Genomic DNA, 22,785 nt, shown 5'->3' with positions numbered 1-22,785 from the left:
AATCAACAATGCGGCGACATCGATAGGTGCCTCCGCGCTGCAAGACGCGCCACCCAGGATGGAGAGAGCGCGGCAGCTACCAGGACGATCCGCGGTGGTTGAAACACACAACCCTTCAGGGCATCTGCCAGAAACGGTGGGAGCGGCATCTCAGCCTGGGGTTTGGAATAGGTCACCTGGTCCGCGATACAACAAACGGATGCCACGAGAATCTTGCAGGGACTGCGCGCGCAGAATCCCCGCTCTTTCCGGGCTTATCTGGACATCAGCCTCACCGAGTAGTTCAAATCCTGGGGTCCAAATTTGGACAGACGCATTGTCACGGCTGGTAACTCGGAGCCAAGCATCAGGAGATGGCACATCCCTGTACCACCTCACATTTTCGATATCCAAATGGCTGCTCGTCCACTGCCGGAGATGTGGCTGGCGGAGATGTGACGCGAATGTTCCCCATGCCGGCCGAGACTCCGGGCTCGGCCATGCTTCGTTAGACGCGTACCTAGGGTCGAGGTCATTTATCCATTCGCGCATGTCTTCCACGGAAGTAAAATTGGCGTCAGTACTAACCGCGGCGTTCACAGCGGCAATCCGATGATCGAACCCGGCGCGGATGAGCACTGATGCGGCCGGATTGAGTGTTCCGGTTTCAACCGCGGTAACGGCGGCGCCGCTCAACATCTCCGCAAGGTCGTTGCCTTGGGCGGTCTCATAGACACGGGCCGCCTCCATGCCCCAAACCAACCTATATACCAGGCTGGATTCGATGAAACTAGCGATCTCGACACGATCTCCGGGCAGGTCTGCAAGGGGCAGTCCCTGGATCCACTGTCGAAGCACTCCCGTCCAGTCCTCCGCCCAGTATTCAGGAGCGAATGCCTCCAGACGAAAGACGACTTCGGCGACTTCTACAAGACGATCGGACGCACCGTTGAGGTCATCATTGCTGAGGCTGACTTCGGCTTGCATCATCAGATCGATCAGATCTCCAGAGACCGCGGACAGTCCTGTCCCTGAATCGGCTCCCAACCCGGCGAGATACCATCCGCGTCGCTGTGAGGGGGTAGACGTCTCCCAAAGATGTCGGACGCGCCTCATCACCAACTCGCGAACGGCCCTAGCCATATCGGTGTCTCCGCGACTTAGCTGGCGCTCCCATAGAGAGTCAACAAGAGCATCCGAGAGTACTTGTGTGGCAGCGTCGGGGTCGGAGTCATAAGCGCCGTCCCCAATGGTGCTAAGAATTCCAATATCAAGTAATGAGAGGTTGGCCCTCCACCTGACCCGGGCAGCTGTCTCATCGTCCGGCAACTCCTGCTGCAGGACTGGAAGGCTCCAGTCCTGCCCGCCCGTAAGGTAGTTCAGGAATGGCTCGATGGAGCCACCACCGCGCGCAGTATGCATGCGTTTGATTAATGCGATACCAACCTGAATAAGCCCGGAGTCGAGCGCCTTGCCTCCCCCGCCCTGGGATAACTGCAGCCAATCCCGCCGTAATTGCTTGCGTTGATATCGTCGCGGCTCGAATATCGGGAACAGTACTAGTCCCTCAGTATCGATAAATGCACGCCCAGCACGACCGATGACGTTGGAAAAGTCGGAGCCTTTCAGCAGCTCACGGCTGCGTTTAATACCGTGGAATAGCACTGCGGACGCTGAGAGATTGAGACCCTGAGCAAGCGTCGGCGAGGCGATAGTGACCTTCAGTTTGCCGTCGTGGAGAAGTTTCTCGACCTCCTTGCGGAAGGGGCCAGGCAGGGCACCATGGTGGATGGCGACACCGAGTTCGAGACACTTCAATATCGGATGATCGGCACCGAACCATTCCGCTCCTACAACGAGCGCTCTGCTCAGGTCGACGTCATCAGGTATGACCGTAGCGATAAGACCTTGCTTATGGAGCTTTATGATCTGGCGGGCATATGGCTCAACTGAATTGCGTTGTGGACAAAAGACGAGAACAGATTCGCCTTCCTCGACCAGACGCCAAGCTGTGGCGATTACCAATTCGCGTTGATCTGAAGGGAACTGCTTGCTGCGTCTTCCTATCGGCTGAACTGCCTCGAAGTAGCGGGGGATGAACGGCTGATCAGGCCCGAGTGTGATCGCTAGTCTCGCATGTCCTCCTTCCCACTCTACGAGGCCGAACCGCTGCAGAGTTGGACGCCAAGTCTCCTGATGCAGACCTTGGGGGTCGTCATCGGTGAGCCAAGCAACGAAATCCTCTAGCTCTGGACCGGACGGGAATACCGCGGACAAGCAAACGATCCTCCGGGTCGAAGCGTCAGAGCGGCGCAGGAGCCTCTGTATTTGGGCCTCATAGCGCACTTCGCGCTCGGAAGCGCCGATCATGTGGCCCTCGTCGAGGACGACCAGGCCGACGTCGTCCAATACCGAGGGATCAGAACGGAGCGCGAAATCCAATTTCTCCGGTGTGGCGACGACAATCTCGCTCGTACGCATTGCATCATCGTCGACGCTACTGATCCCCGCGCTGCCGTACAGGGACGATACCCTCACTCCGAGAGGGCTAAACGTTTTTGACAGGACCTGCTCAGTTTGGGCAGACAGAGCCCGAAGTGGGGTGACGTACACCACGCGTCGTCTCTGCGCCAAGCACGCCAGTATGGAAAGTTCTGCGATGCGAGTCTTGCCAGCGCTGGTCGGAAGCGCAACCACAAGGTCGCGGGAATCTGCAAAAATTCGGTCTACGACATGAAGTTGGGAAGGCCACAGGTCTATCTCGGAACGCTCTCGTGCAAGCAGATTGTCTATGAAAGTGCGGCGCAGATAGCGCCAATAAGATTCGTCATACCCGCTGCTCGGTGGTGGGTCGACCGGAATGTTTGAGTCGATGCTGGTATCGAATAAGTCATCAAGCAGCCGACGAGTTAGACGGTAAACCCACCAAGGCCCCGGAACTCCAAGGTCCAAGGAGGCACGCTCACCCAACGCCAAGTCCTGGAGCGCACTGGCCAGAAGTTCATGCTCCCCGACTTCGATCGCAAATAGTCCTGCGGAAACCGCGGAGAGGTAGTGCTCGCTTAGTAGGAGGGCGATGGGGCCCGGCGCGTCCCTCTCTTGGTTTGCGTCATCGGAGAGGGACGCGAGCAGGGCGTCATCCGAAACGGCAGCGGACGTGCGGAGGGTCCTAGTACGTTCCTCGATGGCCCCGAGGTCACGCATCGTCAGATCGGCCAAGGTGAGCTCCATGTCAGTCAGCTCGCCGGATTCCCGACTCGTTTTCATGAGCGAGAAGGCACGGGCGGCGTAACCCCCGAGATGACTAGCAGCCCCTGCGATAAGCCGATGAAATGCTCCGTCTGACGTTTCCGTTGCGTTCCGAGTTGCCGCTTCCAAAGCGTATGAGCTTTGAATTAGGGCCAATCTAGCAACCTCGCCATGATTCGCCAGGTCGCCGTTGCCGTCTGGTTCGAGACCTTGGAGTAGGTCCAGCCCGTCAGTAAGTAGCGCATAGCCGTAGTTGAGGAGATCGGAGTCGAGGAAGGGACTAAACTCCGGGGATTCATCGGGAAGTTGCCCGTCCCGACGAATCATGGACTGGGCCTGGCCGCGCGCCAATAAGCGATTTCGGAAGCCTGCATCCGTAGCGGCGTTGAGAGCAGATACTAGGGCTTGCGCGTCACGGGACATTGGCGATAGCCGCATCGAAAGCGTCGTTAATGAACTTTTGGTGCTCCTGAACCCTCAGCGTTACGGTCAGCTGAGAGATCGTGCCGGAGTAACCATGTAGGTCGGCGGTGACATGGACGCTTGGGTCGCCAGCCGTCAATAGAAACATCAAATGGGTTACCTGATCCGACCGCACTCCGGTGGTTAGCTGCACCCGTAACACTGCTTCGCCAATCGCTTTATCCGCGCTACGCAGTAGCCGGGTGGCGAACTGTGACAGTGAATGCGGGGAAGGCAGCTCGCTGTTCCGATGCAGGCCTTCCCTAGCTTGCTCGACTGTTGTTTTGCCAAGGGTGACACGGCTCTTGGCTTCGGCTTTGACTATATGCACCTTCGAGTGGGAATCAACCCTGGCGGCAAGCACATCGTCGCCTCTCATAGCCCACTCCTGGTGATCGCGGTCAATGAGCCGGCTAGGCCCGACTGTGTAAGAGTGCTCCTCAGCCAGGTATGCCGTCGCCAGAATCTCGCCCATGTCGCCTGAACGGGCACTCTTCTTTGTTGGTAAGCGGTCGCGTAGGAACTTCGACGTCCCAGGTTTTCCATGCTGTTGAGCGATCAAGGCGAGAGCGGTCGTGTCGGCGTAGGCACCGGGAAGCATGGCCGCTAAGACCGCAACGCCGGTGGCGTCATGAACGGAGTCGATAGTGCTCACTGCCCTCCCAGTGGCACCTTGAACAAACGGTGCCGGTCCCTTCTTCGAGCACCAAGGATCGAACATTGTCACGAAGCTTCCTTCCCCCTCCCAAAAAACCCACACCGACTCTGACCCGGGCCCGACAACCATATATCACACGTGTCGACCGGAAACGGTGTTCTATCTCGTCGGATTGTGGAATGAAGCTCGCGTTGGCGTATTTCAATGGTGTCGTACGGTTATTAATCTAGGTGGGTTAGTTCTCAGTGCGCCGTCATCCGAAGCCATTTCCGCCATTATGTGAATGCGCCCTAACAGTCGATACAAAGGGTCATGCAATACACAACTTGGTTGTGTATTTGAAGTTCATTTTGTACTGCAACAGAGGCCATGTTTCCTGGAAAAGGGGAACGTGGGTCCTCTGCTCTCAACGTGGGGAAGGTCTGTCGGATCTGTCTCATACCCCCACTCCCTCGAACGGCGGCTAGGGCACCGTCGCCATCTCGCCGCTCGAGTCGGAAAACGTCCGGCTGCACGCAACCGGACGCAGCGCGCGGTAATCGACGCTATTTACTCAGCAGTGAGCAGTCCGCAACCTGCTGGCCCAGCTCACGCTCTAAGCTCGCGAGAACCCGGTCGACACCCTCCCAGTTCCTCATCGCTCTCAACCCCCTAATGGATCCAACCCCACACCGTGGGCCGCTTGTGCTCGCCGTGGAACGTGAGTCCGTGGTCCGCGCCGAACCGGTGCCCATCAGCCAGGGCCATGACGTCACCCTCACGGTCGGCATTGTTGACCAGGGCATCGAACACCGCCACCCGCCGTAGCGCCGGAGTGTCCTCGTGAACGAGGGCGACGATACACCCGCTTTCATTCCGACCCTTGAAAGCGGAATGTCGTAGCTCCTCTACATAATGGAGCCATGTCTGACCGCCGGCTTGCTCGGCTAATCAGGCGGATGCAACCAGCGATGGGTGACAACTAGGGGGAGTCATGACCAGCGACATCGAAGGGGCTGTTGCACGGATCGACGCTGCCCTCGACACACCTACACTGAAGCTGCTGGATCGCAAGTCTGCACGCATCGCCATGCCGATTTTTTCGGTCGTGTTTGCCGACGACGGGCAGCCGGTACCTGTCGAACAGCTCCATATCCGCGTGGACGCCCTGCTTGACGAACTTCGGGTGAGCGGCCACCCGGTGCCGTCCTCGAGCGGGAAAGCCCTGGCCATGCAATGGGTTCGCGAGCGCTGGCTGTACCGCGACCCGGGGCGCGGGCAAGAGATCTACCAGCTGACCGGTGACGCCAAGCAGGCGATGGAATACGCGAACCGCGCTGCCCGCACCCAGCTGAATGTGTCGGTCTCGCGCATAGAAACCATGCGCCGGGTCATCTCCGAGGCAGCGTTGGCGGCGAACCCCGATCGTAAGGAGCGTCAACGCCGCCTCGCTGAGGACATCACCCGGCTCCAGACCGAGTATGAGCGTCTGAAGGCCGGCGGTGAGCTGCCGGTCGCATCCGAAGGGGAGCTCAGCGAGCAGTTCGCCAACGTCTTACGGGAGCTCGATGGCCTGCCTTCTGACTTCCGCCGTGTCGAGGAGGCGGTCCGTGACATGCACCGGGTCATCACTAAGAACTTCCGCGAGGAAGAACGCCCGGTGGGCGAGGTGCTCGACGCTTACCTCGAGCAGACGCGCAACTTGTTGACGATGACGCCTGAGGGGCGTGCGTTCTCGGGCGCGCTGGAACTGCTACGCAAGCCCGACTGGCTCACGCGGCTCCGCACCGACCTGACGGCGATCCTGGCGCATCCCTCGGCAGGAACACTGCTCGCCGCCGAGCAGCGTCAGCTTCGCATGGCGGTCGACGTCGTGCGGCGGGGGATCGCGAGCGTGCTGGACCAGCGCAAACGGCTGTCGGCGACTCTCAAGGAGCACATCGAGAACTACGACCACATCAAGAACCGCGAGCTCGAGCGGGTGCTGCGCGGCATCGACGACGAGATGCGCACCTGGATGCAGTCGGTCGGGCCACGTGCTCGCGTCGACGTCGAGCTCATCCCTCCTGGGCTCGCCGTCACAGCTGTACGGCGGCGCACGTTCGACCCGGAGGATGAGCGGGGTCCAGAAGCGTTGGAGGACGTGTCCGCCGACGCCCCTGCACCCCTATCCCTCGAAGACATCAGGCTGCAGGGCGGACCCTCGCTGGATCAGCTACGTGCACGCATCACTCAAAGCGCCGAGACAGGAGGTTACGCCTCGGCGGCCGAGCTGTTCAATGACCTGCCCGGTGATCTGCGTCGACCAGTCGAGATCCTCGGTCTCCAGCACCTGCTTGCGCGCATGGGTGCGACGATCGACCCCACGACGCGGGAGACGATTACCGCGCTGCGGTCTGACGGGAGCACGCGGCGCTTCAACATCCCCACCACCATGACGCCCGCTTCAAAGGAGGAGCAGCGATGACCGGTTCTATTTCCGGAAACACGAACGACACTGGTGTCGACATTGAGGATCTGTCGTTTCTCGATTTGATCAATGACGAGGTGTCCCCGAACAATGAGGACATCGATGAAACCGAGAGCGTGGCCATGTTCGAGGGCGACATTGGCACGCTGTACCCAGAGCAGAGGCGGTGCCTCCATGCGCTGCTGAAACACCGGTACATCTCCGCTGACCGCCATCCCGAGCAGTGGGCCACTCTCCTTACACACGAGGAGCTGATGAAGAGCCGCCTGAACGACCTCTTCCTCGACCTCCACATCGAGCGCCGATACCAGATCGCGTTCAAGCACCAGGCCCGGGCGGAGTCCGATGATCAACTCCCGTCGTTGCTACGGGACATCGCACACACGAAGGAAGAGACGATCGTCATGGTCTACCTCCGTCAACGGTTCTTTGCACAGCGGCAGGAGGGAGACGACCTCGTCTTCATTGACCGCCAGGCGCTGCTCGACGAGGTGGCGGATCAGCGTCCAGCCGATGCGACGCATCGCGCCATGGATCACAAGCGCGCCACCAACGCGATCGCCGGGCTCGCGACGGCCGGCGTGCTACTCAAGACGGCCGACCCCGACCGCTTCCGTATCTCACCGATCATCGAGGTACTGATGCCGATCGAAAAGCTACGCACGCTCTGGGACTGGTTGATCACGCAGAACGGCACCGATAACGCCGGTTCGCTCGACGACGCTGCCGACAACGAGCATGACATGCTGTTCGATCCGGAGGAGACGGACTGATGACTCTCGAACTCGAACTCCTGCCTCAGTCGGCAATCGCGGCCGAACGCGGCCAGTGGCGGCTTGAAACCTTCCAGATGGTGAACTGGGGCGGCTTCCACGGCCGTCACGCCGTGCACTTCTCGTCAGGATCCACGCTGCTGTCTGGCGCATCCGGCTCGGGGAAGTCCACGCTGCTGGATGCCTACATCGCGCTGATGATGCCCTCGGACACGCCGTTCAACGGTGCCTCGAACGAGGCCGCAGGGCGGGCTCGCTCTGCCGAGCAGCGCAACCTCCTTACCTACCTGCGAGGGAAGATGGACACCAGCCGCGTCAACGGCTCAGAAGAGATGCGCGATCAGGTGCTGCGGGGCCGCGATGGCGGTCCCGTCTGGGGTGCCCTCGCCGGCACCTTCATCAACAGCGGGGGCCGTCGCTACACGGTCCTGCGTATCTACCTAATGAAGGCCGGTGCGGCGATGAACAGCGACGTTGCCACGACATTCGGGACCTTCGAGGGATACCTCGATCTCTCTCGTCTCGAGCCATTGGCTCAGACCCGCTTCGACAAGCGCACCCTGAAGGCGAACATCGCGGGCCTGACGACCTTCGCTACATTCCGGGAGTTCGAGAACCACGTCCACACACGGCTGAGCATCGGAGCCGGCGGCGACGGCCACAAGGCGATGCGACTCCTCGCGCGTGCCCAGGCGGGGATGGAGGTCAAGCGCGTCGACGGGCTGTATAAGTCGATGGTCCTAGAGCGGCCCAGCACGTACCAGATTGCGGACGACGCGCTTGAGCACTTCGCCCACCTCGAGGCCTCGTACGCCAAGATGCGTGACGAGGCTAGCAAGGTAAAGGTGCTGCAGCGACTGCCCGTCCTGCAGAGGGAGCTGGCCGACGCTGAGGCGACGCTGAGGTTGATCCAGGAGTTTGGGGCCGACGTGGACGGTCCCTCGCCCTTCCGGCTGTGGCGGCTGCGCACGGAGCGGGTCCTCCTCGACACCGCCGTCGAGACTAACCGGCGCGATCACGGGGCGACCGAGCTGGCATATCAGCAGGCTAAGACGGACGAAGCGCGGCACCAGGGGCAGGTGGCCCAGATCGCCAAGGACAAGCAGGCCAACGGCGGCGAAGCTATCGATGAGCGCCGCACGGAAATTGAGAGCCTTCTCCAGAGCCGTGACACGGCCTATCATGCGAATCTGAAGTTCCAGACACGGACCGAGTCACTGGGGAACGTCATTCCAGAGACCACCGAGCAGTTCGCAACTATGCAGGCCGAAGCAGTCGACTTCCTCACCGGTTTCGACGAGCGGGAAAGCGGACTGAAGGCAACGGAGGAGGCCATCCGCGAGGAGCTCGTGCCGCTGAGCCACCGCAAGGACGAACTGCTTGAGGAGCGTGCATCGCTGCAGGGTCGCAACGGTATGGTTCCCCGCCGGCTGCACGAGGCCCGCGTACGGATGGCGCGCGCTGCCGGGCTCGATCCTATGGAGGACCTGCCCTTCGTCGCCGAGCTGATCGACGTGCTGCCGGACGAGGAGTACTGGCGTAAGGCGATTGAGACCACGCTCGGCGGCATCGCGAGGACAGTGCTCGTCGACCGCCGTGTGCGCGACCGCCTGTCGACATCGATTGATGGGATACAGATTCGTCCCCGCATCCGATACCAGGCGGTGAGGCTCTCCGACCTCGAGCACCGGCAGGCCGACCCGGACCGGGTCTCCGGGAAGCTCACCTATAAGGACTCACTCTTCTCAAACTGGGTACAGGACCGGATCGAGAGCGACGACCATCTCTGCGTCCCAAACGCGGTAGCTCTTTCAGGCCCCGAACCGCGAGTCACTCCCTCCGGTCAGACCCGCAACGGCGATCGCGGTGCGCACGGGGAGTCCGGCGACGGCAGTATTATCGGCTTCTCCAACCATCGCCGTCTGGACGACATTGAGAATCTGCTCGATGAGCTCGAGCCGCAGATCCTTGCCATCCGTATACGCATCCATGATGCCCAGGCCCGCATCACGGATCTCCGGACGCAGCGCGACGCGCACCGTTACGTTCAGGACGCGGTCTGGGTTGGCATCAACTACCTCGGATTCGACGGCCGGATCGACAGCCTTAACGCGGAGATCCGGCGGCTCCGCGAGGTTAACGGGCTGCTCGATCAGCTTGAGCGAGAGGAGGAACGGATCAAGCCGCTGCTCACCGCTGCGAACCGGGCCAAGGTCCTCGCAGAGGATCACCTGAGGACACTTGACACGCGCTTCAGTGACCTCGTCGGTGAGCAGGACGAGGTGCAGAACGCGATCGAAGCCATCGATGCGGTGCAGACCACCACGGTGACCGATGCGCAGCAGTCCCACCTCGATGCACTGTTCGCCGGCAGCTGGGACGTCTCCAGCCTGTCATCATTCAGGACCAATATGACAGCCCTGCGCAACCGGCTACGCAGCGACGCCGACGTCGCGCGCAAAAGCGCCGTCAGCGCAGAAAACGCCATGAGCGACATGTTCGAGCGCTACAAAGAGCAGTGGAGCGAGCATAACCTCGGAACGACCGTGACCTCCGCGGACGGCTATCGCGAGATCCTTGACCGGATCATGTCCGAGGGGCTGCACGAACGCCGCAATACCTGGCGGAGGGAGGTTGCGGCCTGGTCCAGCGACGACCTGCTGCGCTTAAACGACGCTTTCGACACCGCCCGTGAGGAGATCGAGGACCGCCTCGCGCCGATCAACCGGATCCTTGAGACGCTGCCGTTTTGAGGCAAGGGAATCCTGCAAATCAATCTGCGGCCACTGCCGAGCGAGGACGTGCGTGCATTTCGCCGCGGACTGCGTGAGCTCTCCTCAGGACTCGCCCGGGAGCTCACTGACCAGCAGGTCGAGACGCGGTTCAAGAAGCTCCAGGATTTCATGGCCAAGATCAGCCTCGGCGAAGGGACCTCGAGGAGCTCGACAACGCAGCGTGATCGCTACCTCGATGTGCGCCAGCACATCGTCATCACCGCGGTCTGCCTCGACGAGAACCGCCGTGAGATCGCCTCCTATGACTCGCTGGGAGGCAAGTCCGGCGGGGAGACACAAGAGCTCATCGCCTTCATCGTGGGTTCCGCCCTACGCTACCAGCTGGGTGACGAGACTCGCTCACGGCCGACCTATGCACCGGTCTTCCTCGACGAGGGGTTCGTGAAGTCCGACAGCGAGTTTGCAGGCCGTGCTGTCCGGGCCTGGCAGGACCTGGGATTCCAGCTGATCATCGGGGCACCGCTGGACAAAGTCACGGCGCTCGAGCCGCACATGGATCTCCTGCTCAACGTCACGAAGAACGAGCAGGGCTATTCCTACGTATCGGACCTTCAGGATGCCTCGGATACGGTAGTCGTCCCGTGAAGACACCACAGTTGGTGCTGAAGGACATCGGTCGACGGCTCAGCACGAAATGGAGCGCTGACCTTGTGGGGGAGGAGAGTGCCTTTCCGCACGAGTTCCCCCTCGGCCGGCCTTCCAGAGACGAGCTGCTCACGCAGTACGCGTCGGTCCTGAGGCAGACCATGGTGTGGCGCGACTGGGCTCAGATGAACCCGGCCTCGCTGACGCATGAGAACCGTGCTGCCCAGGGTAGGAGCGTCCAGCAGGTCCCGACACACCTGCGGATCGAATCACTCGATGACGCGGCCGGTATCGTCGGTGATGGGTGGCCCGAGCGGATCGAGCGCAATCGAGAGCGGTGCCACACGCTGCGCGCCCTCCACCCAAATTTCGTGGACCTCGTGCGCATCCTGCGGCTAACAGACCGGTACTCCGACACGGACTTCGAGCTGCTCCTGACCGTCGTCGACTGGTATCTCGCGGATCCCTCCCGCCCGACGCTGGGTGTGACGCCACGCCAGGTGCCGATCCCCGGGGTCCACGCGAAGTGGCTCCAGAATCACCGTGTCGCTGTCCAGGAGCTCACTGGCCTCGAAGATCTAGGCCTCCTGCCGGGCCACGCTTCGCGCATTCACTTCACCTATCTCGACCCCGGCCACCGCGCCAGGGGTGGGCGCGTCCATGACTCCGCCACGGTCGGCGACGCTTTCGAGCCTGCCTATCGCCCGGATGTGGTCATCATCTCGGAAAACAAGGACACTGCCATCCACTTCCCGCCGTTCGCCCGTGCAATCTCGGTGGAGGGCGTCGGCAAGGGCGGCAGGACGATCGCGTCCTTCCCCTGGATCCGAGCGGCACAGACCGTCGTGTACTGGGGGGACATCGACCGCAACGGCTTCGAGATCCTTAACGGCTACAGAGCTGACCTAGAGTGCGACATCGACACAATCCTCATGGACCGTGCCACCTATGAGGCCTACGAGAAGTTCGGCACGAACCTCGACCAGTACGGTAAGCCCATCCCGCCCGGCATAGCGAAGTCTGTCGGCCGGCTCCGCGACGACGAGCGCTCGTTGTACTTGCTCATCCTCGCCCCCGAGCACGATGGACATCGCCGCATCGAGCAGGAACGGATCCCGCTCGACCGGGCACGTACCGCCGTGGAGCAGATCCTCCGCAATTCGAGGCCGCGGCTCTGAGGGGACATCCCGCCGCTGGTCGAAAGCTGGCGTACCCCGTCAGCTGCGTCCTCTTGTCGGCCCCTCGGCAGAAGGCGGTTCCTTTGGCGCACCTTGGCCGCGAAGTCCGCGTCGTCGTCCCCGTTAGAAAACAGCCAGAGAACAGCCAGCAACTCGCCGCTCGTAGCTGGAAACCGCCTCGCTGAGCGCAGCCGGGAGCAACGCACGGAAAGGGAAGCGATCTCCTCACCGGTGAGCAGCTCCGCCAGCTGCCGGCCCAGGTCACCCTGTAACCCTTAGCTAATGCGGTCAATGCCCGCGAGTTCTTCAACACTCACCGCATCGCCGATCCAGCCCCACAGCACGGTCCGCAGCTTGTGCTCGCCGTGGGAGGGGTAAGTCCGTGGTCCACACCGAACCGGTACCCGTCGGCGTCGGTGGGCTGACCGCAGATCACCCAGATCCCGCAGAGCGGACGCCCGGCGCCAGCCACCTCCCGCGTGCGCTTCGCGAAGCCCCGGCGGTACCGACCGGCACCGGCACGCGCAGCACCTCTTCAACGTCGTCCTCATCCACGTCCTCCCGGGGATTGCTCGCGGGAACAATGAGGCAAACCCGCACTCACCACACCTCTGGCCCAGCCGGATGCCCGGTGCATAGACTGAAGGGGCCGTCTGAACGCACCAAACAGAGGATTAGCATGCCCACGATCGCCGAAACCGTCGTCCACAACCTCGCCGCCAACGGGATTCAGCGGATCTGGGGAGTTCCGGGCGACTCCCTGAACGCGGTGACCGAGGCCATCCGCCGGGAGAAGGGCATCGAGTGGATGCTCACCCGGCATGAGGAGGAGGCTGCGTTCGCCGCCGCCGGCGAGGCGGCGCTGACGGGCGACCTCGCGGTCTGCGCAGGCAGCTGCGGCCCCGGCAACATGCACCTCATCAACGGTCTCTACGACGCGCACCGCAGTCGGGTCCCCGTGCTCGCAATCGCCTCCCACATCCCGAGCGACGAGATCGGCAGCCAGTACTTCCAGGAAACCCGCCCCACCGAACTGTTTCGCGACTGCTCTGTCTTCTGCGAAATGGTCCTGAGCGCCGACCAGATGCCGCGGCTGCTGGAGATCGCCATGCGGACCGCCATCGAAAAGCGGGGCGTCGCTGTGCTCGTGATGGCCGGCGACACCGCGCTGGAAGACGCCGTGGACGAGCGTGTCTTCACCGTCCGCCGCAGCGACCCGGTCACCGTGCCCTCCCCGGCGGAGCTGCAGGAAGCCGCCGCCACGCTGAACTCCTGCGAGAAGGTCACGATCCTCGCGGGGGCCGGCGTGGAGGGGGCTCGCGACGAGGTCCTCGCCCTCGCCGACGCCCTGGGCGCACCGATCGTGCACGCACTCCGCGGCAAGGAATTCATCGAACACGACAACCCGTTCGACGTCGGCATGACCGGGCTTCTCGGCTTCGCGTCCGGTTACCGGGCGATGGAGGACTGCGACACTCTGCTGATGCTCGGCACCGACTTCCCGTACCAGCAGTTCTTCCCGAAGAACGCGAAGATCCTGCAGGTCGACATCCGGGGCGAGCAGCTCGGCCGCCGCACTCCGCTCACCCAGGGCATGGTCGGCGGGGTGCGCGAGACGGCGGAGGCGCTGCTGCCGCTGCTGGACCGCAAGTCCAACCGCACCCACCTCGAGAAGTCGCTGGACCACTACCGCCGCACCCGGAAGCAGCTCGACGATCTGGAGAAGCAGGGATCGGGCGCCATCCATCCGCAGCACCTCGCCCACCTGATCGACGAGCTCGCCGACGACGACGCCGTCTTCCTGCCCGACGTCGGCACCCCGGTCATCTGGGCATCCCGGCACCTGCACATCGGCGCGCGACGGCGCCTGATCGGCTCCTTCTGGCACGGCACCATGGCGGCGGCCACCCCGCTCGGCCTGGGTGCCCAGGCGGTGGACCTGAACCGGCAGGTGGTGATCCTGGCGGGCGACGGCGGCCTGGCGATGATGCTCGGCGAGCTGCTGACGGCGGTGCAGCACAATCTGCCGATCAAGATTGTGGTGTTCGACAACGCCGCGCTCAGCTTCGTTGAGGTGGAGATGAAGGCCGCAGGCATCGTCAACTTCGGCACCGGGCTCGAGAACCCTGACTTCGGCGCGGTGGCGCAGGCGGTGGGGATGCACGGCGAAAGCGTGACGCGTCCGGAAGACCTGGAGGGTGCCCTGCGCCGGGCGTTCGCGTACGACGGCCCCGCGCTTGTCTCCGTCGCGGTGGAGCGGCAGGAGCTCTCCATTCCGCCGAAGATCGATGCCAAGCAGGCCTCGGGCTTTGCGGTCTACGCGCTGCGCACGGTGCTCGCCGGTAACGGCCGTGAACTCATCGACCTGGCAAAGGCCAATGCCCGCCAGCTGCTCTGACGGGTCTCGTCTGCCGGGCGACGTCGGAACTGGCCATCGGCGGACGGGGCATGCGGCAAGCACAAAACGCTCTAGCCGAGCGTCGAACTAGTTGCCGTGTCGGCTTTTGCGTTTGAATATCGGTGGTGGGATACGCTGAGCCGGTTGTCATTTCTCTGGGGGAAATAAATGAACCGTCCGCATCCGGTCGCCGGAATGTTCGCGGCCACGCTTGTGCTGTGGCTTGTGTCCATCGCCTGTACGCTAATCGCCGCTTTTACGGTTGGGATTGACCCGACTGCTGGATTCACCAGGCAGGCGTCGCTGCCAGCCATCCTCGGTGCCGTCGCAGCTCTGGCGTCCGGTTTGTTTGCCTTGTGGACTGGGTGGCGGGCCTGTCGAGCCCTGGATTATCTGGTGGACAAAGCGAGGTAACTTCTCTGGGGCGCCCGGGGTCCCGGCGTCGTATGGAACGGCCGTTTACTTTGAGGAACCGGTTAAGTAGGACGATCAAACTCTGACGCCGGGTCGAGCTAGCAGGACAACCTTGTGAGACACGTCCCGATCGCCTGCTCTGCGGGTCGTAGAATTGGCAAGCCGTACCGAACCACGGGACGTTTCGAAGTGATAAGGAATTAGAAGTGAACAAGCGGGGAACATTCACGACCATCGTAATAACAGGAATGATGGCTTTGTCCGGATGCGGGAGTTCCTCGTCTGTCTCACCTTCACCCACGCCGACTGTAACCCAACCACCAGCTGATGGTGGCACCTATGGGACCGTAGTGGAACTCAAAGACGCCTTTGTCGAAGCTGGAGGATCCTGCCCTGAGTTCAACCAGACCAACAGAGTTAAGCTGGCTGCGGAGTCGGCTGACTGCTCATCGAAGGCGGTGCTTTCGACATACCTCTCGAGTAGCGATATCAGCCAGCTGATACAAACCAACAAGGAATTGAACGAGCAGCTTAAGTCCATGGTGAAGGGCAATGCCTGGTTGGTCGGCGAGAATTGGGTCATCAACTCCCCGGAGGCGACACAGCTGAGGGAAAAACTAGGCGGTAAAGTCGTAAGCTTCTGATTCTCACGGCCGCCGCGGCTAGATCCCTTAATTTTGAGATAGGGCCGCTAACTCGTGAAGCAGTGTTGTACTCGGGGATCTTGAACAAAGTAGTGGCAAGTTCAACGCAGACTCGAGGGAAATTAACGGGCTGAACCGTCCAAATAGATTTACGGCGGCACCTTGTGTAATATCCAGGGTCTCGGACGGCTAGACCGCACGGAGGCTCCTGGGGGAGTAGTTGAGCTTCGTTGCTGACACCTGCCGTGGTCCAAATCCTGCCCCCGGACCATTACGCAGGGCGTCCCCACCGCCTTCTCACTGAAGGAAACACTTATGTCCAGCTTCAACCACGAGCCAAAGCCATTCCCGGCCGACGAGACCGCCCAGCCGCATCCGGGCGGATATCTCGGCGCCCAGCAGCCCTACCAGCCGCAGGCGTACCCGGACGGGTTCAGCGGGGCACAGCAGCCCCAGAAGTCGTTCCTCACAACCTGGATCCTGGCTCTCCTGGTGGGACTTTTCGGTGTGGACCGCTTCTATCTGGGTAAGGTCGGCACCGGCATCCTGAAGCTTGTCACCCTTGGCGGCGTCGGCATCTGGGTGATCGTGGACTTGATCATCCTGCTGGCCGGCAAGCAGACTGACAAGCATCGCCGCCCGCTGGAAGGTTATGACCGGCACAAGAAGCTCGCCCTCATCATTACCCTGGTGTGGATCGTGCTGGGAATCATCACCAACGCAGTCAATGGCATCGGATCAGACGAACTTTCCAGCCCCGCTGCGCCCGTCTCTGCCGACAAGGACAACACTCCCGCGGCTGAAGCGGCTCCGGCAGCGACTGTAAGTCCGGTCGCCGAGAAGACCGCTGAGCCCACCCCGACCTTCGAATCAGGAGAACCTGACATCCAGACTCAGACGTTCACCGGTACCGGTGATGACATCGTTGCTGTGGACCTGAGCGGCAACCCGGCCATTGTCAGCTATATTTGCGAATTCTGTACGGGCAACACCGTCGTCAAGACCAACGGGCGGGACCCTCTGCTCGTCAACGAAATCGGCGCCTACACGGGCAAGCATATGGTCAACACCACTGACGGGTCCCCGACCAGCGAATTCGAAATCACCGCAATGGGCGACTGGACCCTAACCATCGAAGACATCTCCACTGTCGCCGGCTCCGAAGGGCCCGTGAGCGGCATTGGGGACAGTGTGGTGCTTCTGGTCAGCGATACCACGAAGGCTGCAATCTCCTATCAGGGTGAAAGCAACTTCGTCATCCAGACCCTCGGTACCCGGCGGGACCTGGTTGTGAACGAGATCGGCGCATATGAGGGCACAGTGCGCCTGGTAGCTCCGACCTTCATCCAGGTGACCGCGATGGGACCGTGGAGCATCACTCCGCAATAAAGTGAACCGAATGACAAAGGGGAGCCGGCTATATAGCCGGCTCCCCTTTTAGCAGTTAGCGCTATTTGAAATCCGATGCCAGTATCTTCGGCATCACACCAAAGGCCGACGTAAACGGTACCTCTGTGAAGTTCGTCTGTCCGTCTTCACGGCTCTTCAGAGCATGTATCCGGACCCCTTAGAACAGGGGCCAGGGCACCGTAGGCATGTCACCGCTCGGAGCCGGGAAGTCCCCGGCCGACCGCAGCCGGGCGCAGTGCGCAGCGAGCGAAGCAATCTCCTCAGCGGTGAGCAGCTTCGCCAGCTGGGAGCCCAGCTCACCGTCCAGTCCCTCAAGAACCCGGTCAACACCCTCGAGTTCCTCGGCGCTCAGCTCGTCGCCGATCCAGCCCCGTCGATCGGCTGGCCGCAGATCACACGGCGTCGTGGCGGCGGACGGCGGCCATGGATTCGCCGCCGGGGAAGGTGACGGCGGCGGGCCGGGACTGCACCGTTGCCCAGAGCTTCTCTTTCGCGAGTTCCTCGAGTGTGCGGCCCTGCCAGGCGCCGTAGTCGCATTCGGTGAGGGCGTCGTCGACGGGCGCATGCGGGGTGCCGGTCTGGCGGTCGAGGATGAACCGCGCGGTCTGGCGGCAGCGTTCCAGCGGGCGGGACACCACGCCGGCCAGGGGCACGGAGGCGAGCCGGTCGGCGGTGGCGACGGCCTGGTCGCGGCCCAGCTGGTCGAGTTCGACGCCGGGGGCCCGTCCGGCCAGCAGTCCGGAGGCGTTCGCTGTGGTGCGGCCGTGCCGCACGAGGATTACTGTTGCCATCCCCACAGCGTAGTCATGTGGGCGGCGGCCCGTCGTGAAGCCCGACGGCGCCGTCCTCATCGCGGCCTACCACACCCGGTCACCACTCATGACGGCCTGGTCTGGCCCGGTCCCGTCGGCCTTCGCCGGGGAGTCAATGACGGTTTGAGCGTGTACCGGCTTTGGGATCAGGAAGGAAGCGCCCAGGGCCAGGACCAGGATGACCAGGCCCGCGACGATACCGCCGGTGTAGCCTTCGGTGCCGGAACCGTCCGCAACCGTGGTTGCGGTTTTGACGGCGTAGATCACGGCGAAGCTGAGTCCTGCGCCCAGATTGAAAGCTCCGGCGTTCAGGCCCGGCAGGAAGCCGGGGTTCTCCTTGGGGGAGAGCATGACGCCCAACCCGCTGAGCATCACGTTGCCGATGCCGGCGTATGTGATGCCAACAAGGATGGAAACGGCCAGCAGGCCCAATCGGGAATCGCTGCCGATAACCGGAAGCATCAGCGCCAGGGCGACAACGGATCCGATGGTGCCGATCCGCAGGACCTTGGCGTAGCCCCAACTGCCCGCCAGACGGCCAGCGAAAGGACCAATGAGCAGGCCGGCGAGGGCGTACGGAGTGATGGTCCACCAGGCGGACGCCTCCGCGCCCATCCCGAAGCCCACGACGCCGTCCTGCGCGAGAGCGGGCAGGATGCCGTTCATCACCGCGAAAACGCCGGTCATGGTCAGCAAAGTGGTCAGCAGCAGCGCCCAGGTGGAGCGCTGCTTCAGCAGATAGGTGGCGATCAGGGGGTGGTCGGTGCGGTTCTCCACCTTCCAGAAGGCGGTGAAGGCGACGACGGCGACGACCATCAGGCCCGCGATCAGCGGCCAGTTGGCCTCGGCCAGCTTGCCGGCTTCGTTGAACGCGGTCAGCAGGGTGCCCACGGAGATAACCAGGGGAACCACTCCCACCCAGTCCATCTTTTCCTTGACCACCGCAATGGATTCCGGCACCGCAAAGATGACCAGTGCGGACGCGATGGCGCCCACAAGTGCCATGACCCAGAAGACCGAGGCGAACCCGTGATTCTGTGCCAGGTAGCCGCCGGCGATGGCGTCGACGCCGGCAATGCCGCCGTTTACCGCGGTGAGGACGCCCAGCAGCGTGCCGTACCGCTTTGGCTCGCGGACCTCCACGCGCAGCATGATCAGCGACAGGGCAACCGTCGGTCCGGAAACGCCTTGGAGCAGGCGGGCCAGGAACAGCACTTCAATACTGGGCGCCAGCGCTGCAGCCACTGAGCCGATGGTCAGGACTACGATCATCCCGCCCAGGACTTTTTTGCGGCCGATGATGTCACCCAGCCGCGGCAGGAACAGGGAGAACAATGCTGCGGAGGTGAAGAATGCGGTCTGGGTCAGGGCCACGGCTGCAGAGGTGGCGTTCAGCTCCTCCTCCACGGTGACAAGTGCGGGGGAAAGCATGGAAGCGTTCAGCTGGAACGCCATGCAGGCGGCAAGCAGCGCCGTCATCAATGCGGTGACATTGACGCGGCGCTGGGTTGTTTCACTCACGGGTGTAGTTCACCAATTCATACGAAGGCGCCCATGGCCCCAGTCTGTCGCAACAGGAAGGCCTCGGAGGGAATGGACGCTTGGTTAACCATAATATCGTCCATTGGAGGCCGCTGATTCGAGGCTTCGGGCCAGTGCTCCGAGCGCCTTTTAGGGGCCGCGGGCTGGGACGGACCCCGTTGCGGGGAGCGCAGCTAGTACGTTGAGGCCACGAAGATCTGGGCCGGACCCGTGAACGTGGCCGTCACCGGGTCCCCGGCGTAAAGGAGCTTCGCTCCGGGCTCCAGGGTCGTTGTGACCTCGTCCACGGTGATGCCGGCGGGTTCCATCGCGGCCAGCACAACGCTGAACGGCCCCACGCGGACAGGCTTCGGATCATGGCCCACAACTACCCGCCGCAGGTCCAGGTCATCGCTCCAGAGCGGAATGCGCTGCTCGCCGCCGCCGTCACCGAGTACGGGCAGGAGGGAAGGCTGCGGCTGCCCGTTGCCCGTCAGGAGTTGGAGTTCGGCAAGGTCCACGTACCTGTCGGCGAATCCGGCCTGCAGCGCATTATCGGACATGCCCATCACCAGCCCCGCCTGGCCGGACAGATAGGTATGCAGGCATCCCGGAGGTATCACGGCTGCCTCCCCGGGATCGAGCTGGATCAGCTTCATGCAGACGGCCAGCAGAATGCCCCGGTCGTGGGGGAAAAGCTGCTGCAGACGGCGGACGACGGCGGCGGCCTCGGCGGCCGGTCCTTCGACCTGCCGGACCCGATCCACGGCATCGGCTGTTTCCCGCAGCGCAGCCGTGGTTTCCTCAGGCGTCATGCGCAGTACGGAGTGGGTGGCGGTCTCATGGCGGAAGCGGAGGTAGGAACGCAGCCAGGGCAGGTCCAGCCCGGAAGCGATGGCCTGAAGCTCTTCCGGGTACCGTTCCCCGGCAAGCACGCGCAGCGGCGTGAGGGCAACGGCGACCTCGCACTTCGGGTTGCGGTCCTTGTAATTGCGGTTTGCGGCGCCCATGGGCACGCCCCGGGCCTGTTCCCGCACGAAACCCTCCAGCGCCTGCTGCCAATGCGGATGCAGCATGATCGGCGGCGGAACATCGGCGTCCAAGACTCTGAGGAGGAAGGGAAACGGAGATCCGGTTTCGGCTTCCGGATGGGGGACCGGGAACGCCCGTTCCCCGGCGAACCGCTCCAGCGTTTGCCGGTACGTCGCGGGATCCCAGTCAACGAGCAGGCCGCGGGAGGGCAGTGGCGAAGGGCGGCGAGCGGTTGCTGCCGAGCGTGAGAATACGGAATCAGTATGCGTGAGAGTCACTTACATCACCAGATAGGACAAATGAAGCCATGGGGAGGGTTGGACCTTTTTGGACATGCACACAACCACTTCCCTCTTAAATTGTAGGCAACTCGGTGCTTTCTCTCACCGTGATCTTTGATGCATCCTTTCAAGCCGGCCGACGGCGGTTCCCGCCGCGGCTGCCGACGCCGCGGGAACGGTGATGCCAGGCCAGCGCCGGGAGCTCATATAAGATAAGTACACTTAGCTTCGATCGGCCATCCGCCGAGCTGTGGTTAATATGACACGCAGTTGTCCGCCGATATGAGAGTGAATTATGGAAGACACCCTGATGACGGGTACCAGTGTGGATTCGAGCGCGGAAGGCAAACGCCGGACACCCGGCCCGGCCCGCCAGCGGCATCTCAGCGATTTCACGGCCTTGACCCGGCAGGTCCAGGACGCCGGCTATATGCGCCGGAACTACGGCTATTACTGGACCAAACTGATCGGACTCACCCTGACTGGCCTGGTGCTTGCCGCGGCTTTCATTTTGGTGGGGGACACGTGGTGGCAGATGGTGACCGCGGTGGTGCTGGCCTTGTTGATGACACAGATCGCGTTCCTGGGGCACGACGCAGCGCATCGGCAGATCTTCGTGTCGCCGAAGTGGAATGAATGGGTCTCACTGATCGTCGTCAATCTCTTTGCCGGCATGGGCCTTGGCTGGTGGAATGCAAAACACAGCAAGCACCATGCCGCACCGAACAAAATCGGCACGGATCCGGACATCGCTCCCGGCGTCCTGGCCTTTACCCCCGAGGCAGCCGAAGCGCGCACGAACCGTTTGACGCGCTGGCTTGCCACCAAACAGGGGTACTTCTTCTTCCCGCTGCTCCTGCTCGAAGGAGTTAACCTGCATGTGCAGGGCATCAAGCGGGTACTGGGCAAGGGCCGGATCAAGCGGCGGTGGGTGGAACTTAGCTTCATCGCTGTGCGCCTGGTCAGTTATGTGGTGCTGGTCTTCATGGTTCTTTCACCGGGCAAGGGTGCAGCGTTCATCGGTGTCCAGCTCGCCGTCTTCGGGCTGTACATGGGTATCTCCTTCGCCCCGAACCACATCGGCATGCCGATCGCGCCCAAGGACGCGGGCATCGATTTCCTGCGGCGTCAGGTATTGATGAGCCGCAACATCACCGGCGGCCGGTGGGTGGATACCTTTATGGGAGGACTGAACTTCCAGGTTGAGCACCACCTGTTCCCCTCCATGTCCCGCCCGAATTTGCGCAAAGTCGCCCCGCTGGTCCGCCAGCACTGTGAGCAGCTGGGGGTGCGGTACACCGAAACCGCGCTTGGGCAATCCCTGCGGGACGTCACCACCTATATCAACAGGGTGGGCCGCGGCGGGGTCGATACGTGGGCTTGCCCGCTGGCCGGCACGCACCGCGTCTAAGGAACTCAGGCGGCCGGTTCAGCGTGCCCGCCCCTCGCTGAGCCCTTCGGACGCACGATCAGCACCGGCCCCGGTGCATGGTTGACGACGTGGGTTGTCACCGAGCCGACGCGGAGCCCGGAGAATCCGCCATGGCCTCGTGAACCAACGACAACGAGATCCGCGTCCTTGGCAGCCTCCAAAATCGCCGACGCCGCTGAATGGCTGTGGACAAGCTGCCCGCTGGCGGCCACGCCCCTGGCTGTTGCCGACTCCAGGGCCTTGGCATGGATCGCCTTCGCGTCTTCCTCCGGGGAGTCAATAACCGCAATTCCGCCCGCGGCCGTTTCCAGCACGGCCGGATACCATGCCATCGGCTGCTGGGCCCAGGCCGTGACCACGTGGAGCCGGCCGCTGCGCTGCAAGGCCTCGTCCACGGCCCAGTCCAGTGCCGTCTGGGCATCTTGGGAACCGTCAAAGCCGACCACGATCGTGAAGGCGCTGTTATTGGTCATCGTCGCTCCTCTATAGGGATCCGTGAGGATCGTATCTCCGCGAACCCCGGGCCCATCAGGGGCAGCAGTGGCCTGGGCGGTGGAAGCGCTAAAGTCGCCAGCGTTTGCCTGCCCGCTTCCCTCCAGTCCAGCCCAGTCCAGCCCGGCCCAGTCCAGCCCGGCCCAGCCCGGCCCGGCCCGGCGCGGGCTCAGAGTGATGCCTCCAAAGCTAAGTGATTGACCCCTATAGCTAATACTGTT

15 protein-coding genes and 3 pseudogenes are annotated in these 22,785 nt (G+C 62.6%); 10 read left to right on the top strand and 8 right to left on the bottom strand.

All coding sequences use genetic code 11. The features are described 5' to 3' along the window. Nucleotides 1-150: 150 nt before the first annotated feature. Complete coding sequence (locus tag AC4D2W_RS16715; protein ID WP_490928036.1) at nucleotides 151-3,651, bottom strand: DEAD/DEAH box helicase; 3,501 nt, start codon at nucleotides 3,649-3,651, stop codon at nucleotides 151-153. Further along, the gene (locus AC4D2W_RS16710) at nucleotides 3,641-4,345 is read right to left on the bottom strand and encodes a Hachiman antiphage defense system protein HamA (RefSeq protein WP_490928035.1); all 705 of its coding nucleotides are present in this window, start codon (nucleotides 4,343-4,345) and stop codon (nucleotides 3,641-3,643) included. Before AC4D2W_RS16710 ends, AC4D2W_RS16715 begins: the two co-directional genes overlap by 11 nt. Before the next feature lie 657 nt (nucleotides 4,346-5,002). On the opposite strand from AC4D2W_RS16710, the gene AC4D2W_RS16705 reads away from it, so the two are divergent. The 6 genes from AC4D2W_RS16705 to AC4D2W_RS16680 all read left to right on the top strand — a co-directional run bounded on the left by AC4D2W_RS16705 (nucleotide 5,003) and on the right by AC4D2W_RS16680 (nucleotide 12,128). Further along, nucleotides 5,003-5,155 (top strand): hypothetical protein, encoded by a 153-nt coding sequence (locus tag AC4D2W_RS16705; RefSeq protein ID WP_490928034.1) that lies wholly within the window; start codon nucleotides 5,003-5,005, stop codon nucleotides 5,153-5,155. Between the two features lie 166 nt (nucleotides 5,156-5,321). Continuing rightward, nucleotides 5,322-6,794, top strand: coding sequence for a DUF3375 family protein (locus AC4D2W_RS16700; RefSeq protein WP_490928033.1), 1,473 nt, complete (start codon nucleotides 5,322-5,324; stop codon nucleotides 6,792-6,794). Next, complete coding sequence (locus tag AC4D2W_RS16695) at nucleotides 6,791-7,570, top strand: DUF4194 domain-containing protein (protein ID WP_490928032.1); 780 nt, start codon at nucleotides 6,791-6,793, stop codon at nucleotides 7,568-7,570. The genes AC4D2W_RS16700 and AC4D2W_RS16695 overlap by 4 nt, the downstream gene beginning before the upstream one ends. Continuing rightward, nucleotides 7,570-10,323, top strand: coding sequence for an ATP-binding protein (locus tag AC4D2W_RS16690; protein WP_490928031.1), 2,754 nt, complete (start codon nucleotides 7,570-7,572; stop codon nucleotides 10,321-10,323). Before AC4D2W_RS16695 ends, AC4D2W_RS16690 begins: the two co-directional genes overlap by 1 nt. A gap of 48 nt (nucleotides 10,324-10,371) precedes the next feature. Next, on the top strand, nucleotides 10,372-10,950 hold the full coding sequence (locus AC4D2W_RS16685) for an SbcC/MukB-like Walker B domain-containing protein (protein WP_490928030.1): 579 nt from the start codon (nucleotides 10,372-10,374) through the stop codon (nucleotides 10,948-10,950). A 14-nt stretch (nucleotides 10,951-10,964) separates the two neighbouring features. After that, nucleotides 10,965-12,128, top strand: coding sequence for a Wadjet anti-phage system protein JetD domain-containing protein (locus tag AC4D2W_RS16680; protein ID WP_490928054.1), 1,164 nt, complete (start codon nucleotides 10,965-10,967; stop codon nucleotides 12,126-12,128). Between the two features lie 134 nt (nucleotides 12,129-12,262). On the opposite strand, the pseudogene AC4D2W_RS16675 reads toward AC4D2W_RS16680, so the two are convergent. Then, nucleotides 12,263-12,537: pseudogene (locus tag AC4D2W_RS16675) on the bottom strand (protein kinase family protein); the annotation flags it as partial. 270 nt (nucleotides 12,538-12,807) lie between these two features. Here AC4D2W_RS16675 and poxB point away from each other — a divergent pair. The 3 genes from poxB (at nucleotide 12,808) to AC4D2W_RS16660 (ending at nucleotide 16,973) form a co-directional block, all read left to right on the top strand. Further along, entirely contained in the window at nucleotides 12,808-14,526 is a 1,719-nt protein-coding gene (gene poxB / locus AC4D2W_RS16670; protein WP_490928029.1) for a ubiquinone-dependent pyruvate dehydrogenase, read from the top strand. A 620-nt stretch (nucleotides 14,527-15,146) separates the two neighbouring features. Further along, nucleotides 15,147-15,584, top strand: coding sequence for a hypothetical protein (locus AC4D2W_RS16665; protein ID WP_490928028.1), 438 nt, complete (start codon nucleotides 15,147-15,149; stop codon nucleotides 15,582-15,584). A gap of 315 nt (nucleotides 15,585-15,899) precedes the next feature. After that, nucleotides 15,900-16,973 (top strand): TM2 domain-containing protein, encoded by a 1,074-nt coding sequence (locus AC4D2W_RS16660; RefSeq protein ID WP_490928027.1) that lies wholly within the window; start codon nucleotides 15,900-15,902, stop codon nucleotides 16,971-16,973. 178 nt (nucleotides 16,974-17,151) lie between these two features. Here AC4D2W_RS16660 and AC4D2W_RS16655 read toward each other — a convergent pair. From AC4D2W_RS16655 to AC4D2W_RS16640, 4 genes and pseudogenes are all read right to left on the bottom strand, one after another. After that, nucleotides 17,152-17,364: pseudogene (locus AC4D2W_RS16655) on the bottom strand (SCO1664 family protein); the annotation flags it as partial. Between the two features lie 28 nt (nucleotides 17,365-17,392). After that, nucleotides 17,393-17,785 (bottom strand): annotated as a pseudogene (locus AC4D2W_RS16650) (histidine phosphatase family protein); the annotation flags it as partial. A gap of 66 nt (nucleotides 17,786-17,851) precedes the next feature. Next, nucleotides 17,852-19,327 carry a uridine transporter UriT gene (gene uriT / locus AC4D2W_RS16645; RefSeq protein WP_490928026.1) on the bottom strand — a complete coding sequence of 492 codons (1,476 nt, stop codon included), beginning with the start codon at nucleotides 19,325-19,327 and terminating at the stop codon, nucleotides 17,852-17,854. A gap of 194 nt (nucleotides 19,328-19,521) precedes the next feature. Then, nucleotides 19,522-20,637 carry a type I phosphomannose isomerase catalytic subunit gene (locus AC4D2W_RS16640; protein WP_490928025.1) on the bottom strand — a complete coding sequence of 372 codons (1,116 nt, stop codon included), beginning with the start codon at nucleotides 20,635-20,637 and terminating at the stop codon, nucleotides 19,522-19,524. Between the two features lie 298 nt (nucleotides 20,638-20,935). Here AC4D2W_RS16640 and AC4D2W_RS16635 point away from each other — a divergent pair, with 298 nt between their 5' ends. Next, the gene (locus tag AC4D2W_RS16635; protein ID WP_490928024.1) at nucleotides 20,936-22,051 is read left to right on the top strand and encodes a fatty acid desaturase family protein; all 1,116 of its coding nucleotides are present in this window, start codon (nucleotides 20,936-20,938) and stop codon (nucleotides 22,049-22,051) included. 5 nt (nucleotides 22,052-22,056) lie between these two features. Here the strand turns inward: AC4D2W_RS16635 and AC4D2W_RS16630 are convergent, their stop codons facing one another. Next, the gene (locus tag AC4D2W_RS16630) at nucleotides 22,057-22,545 is read right to left on the bottom strand and encodes a universal stress protein (protein WP_490928023.1); all 489 of its coding nucleotides are present in this window, start codon (nucleotides 22,543-22,545) and stop codon (nucleotides 22,057-22,059) included. Between the last annotated feature and the right edge of the window lie 240 nt (nucleotides 22,546-22,785).

The sequence above is a fragment of the Arthrobacter sp. TJ-58 genome (genome assembly GCF_058269295.1).
Note: the sequence above shows the minus strand (reverse complement) of the source record. Positions and strands in the feature narration are given on the sequence as shown.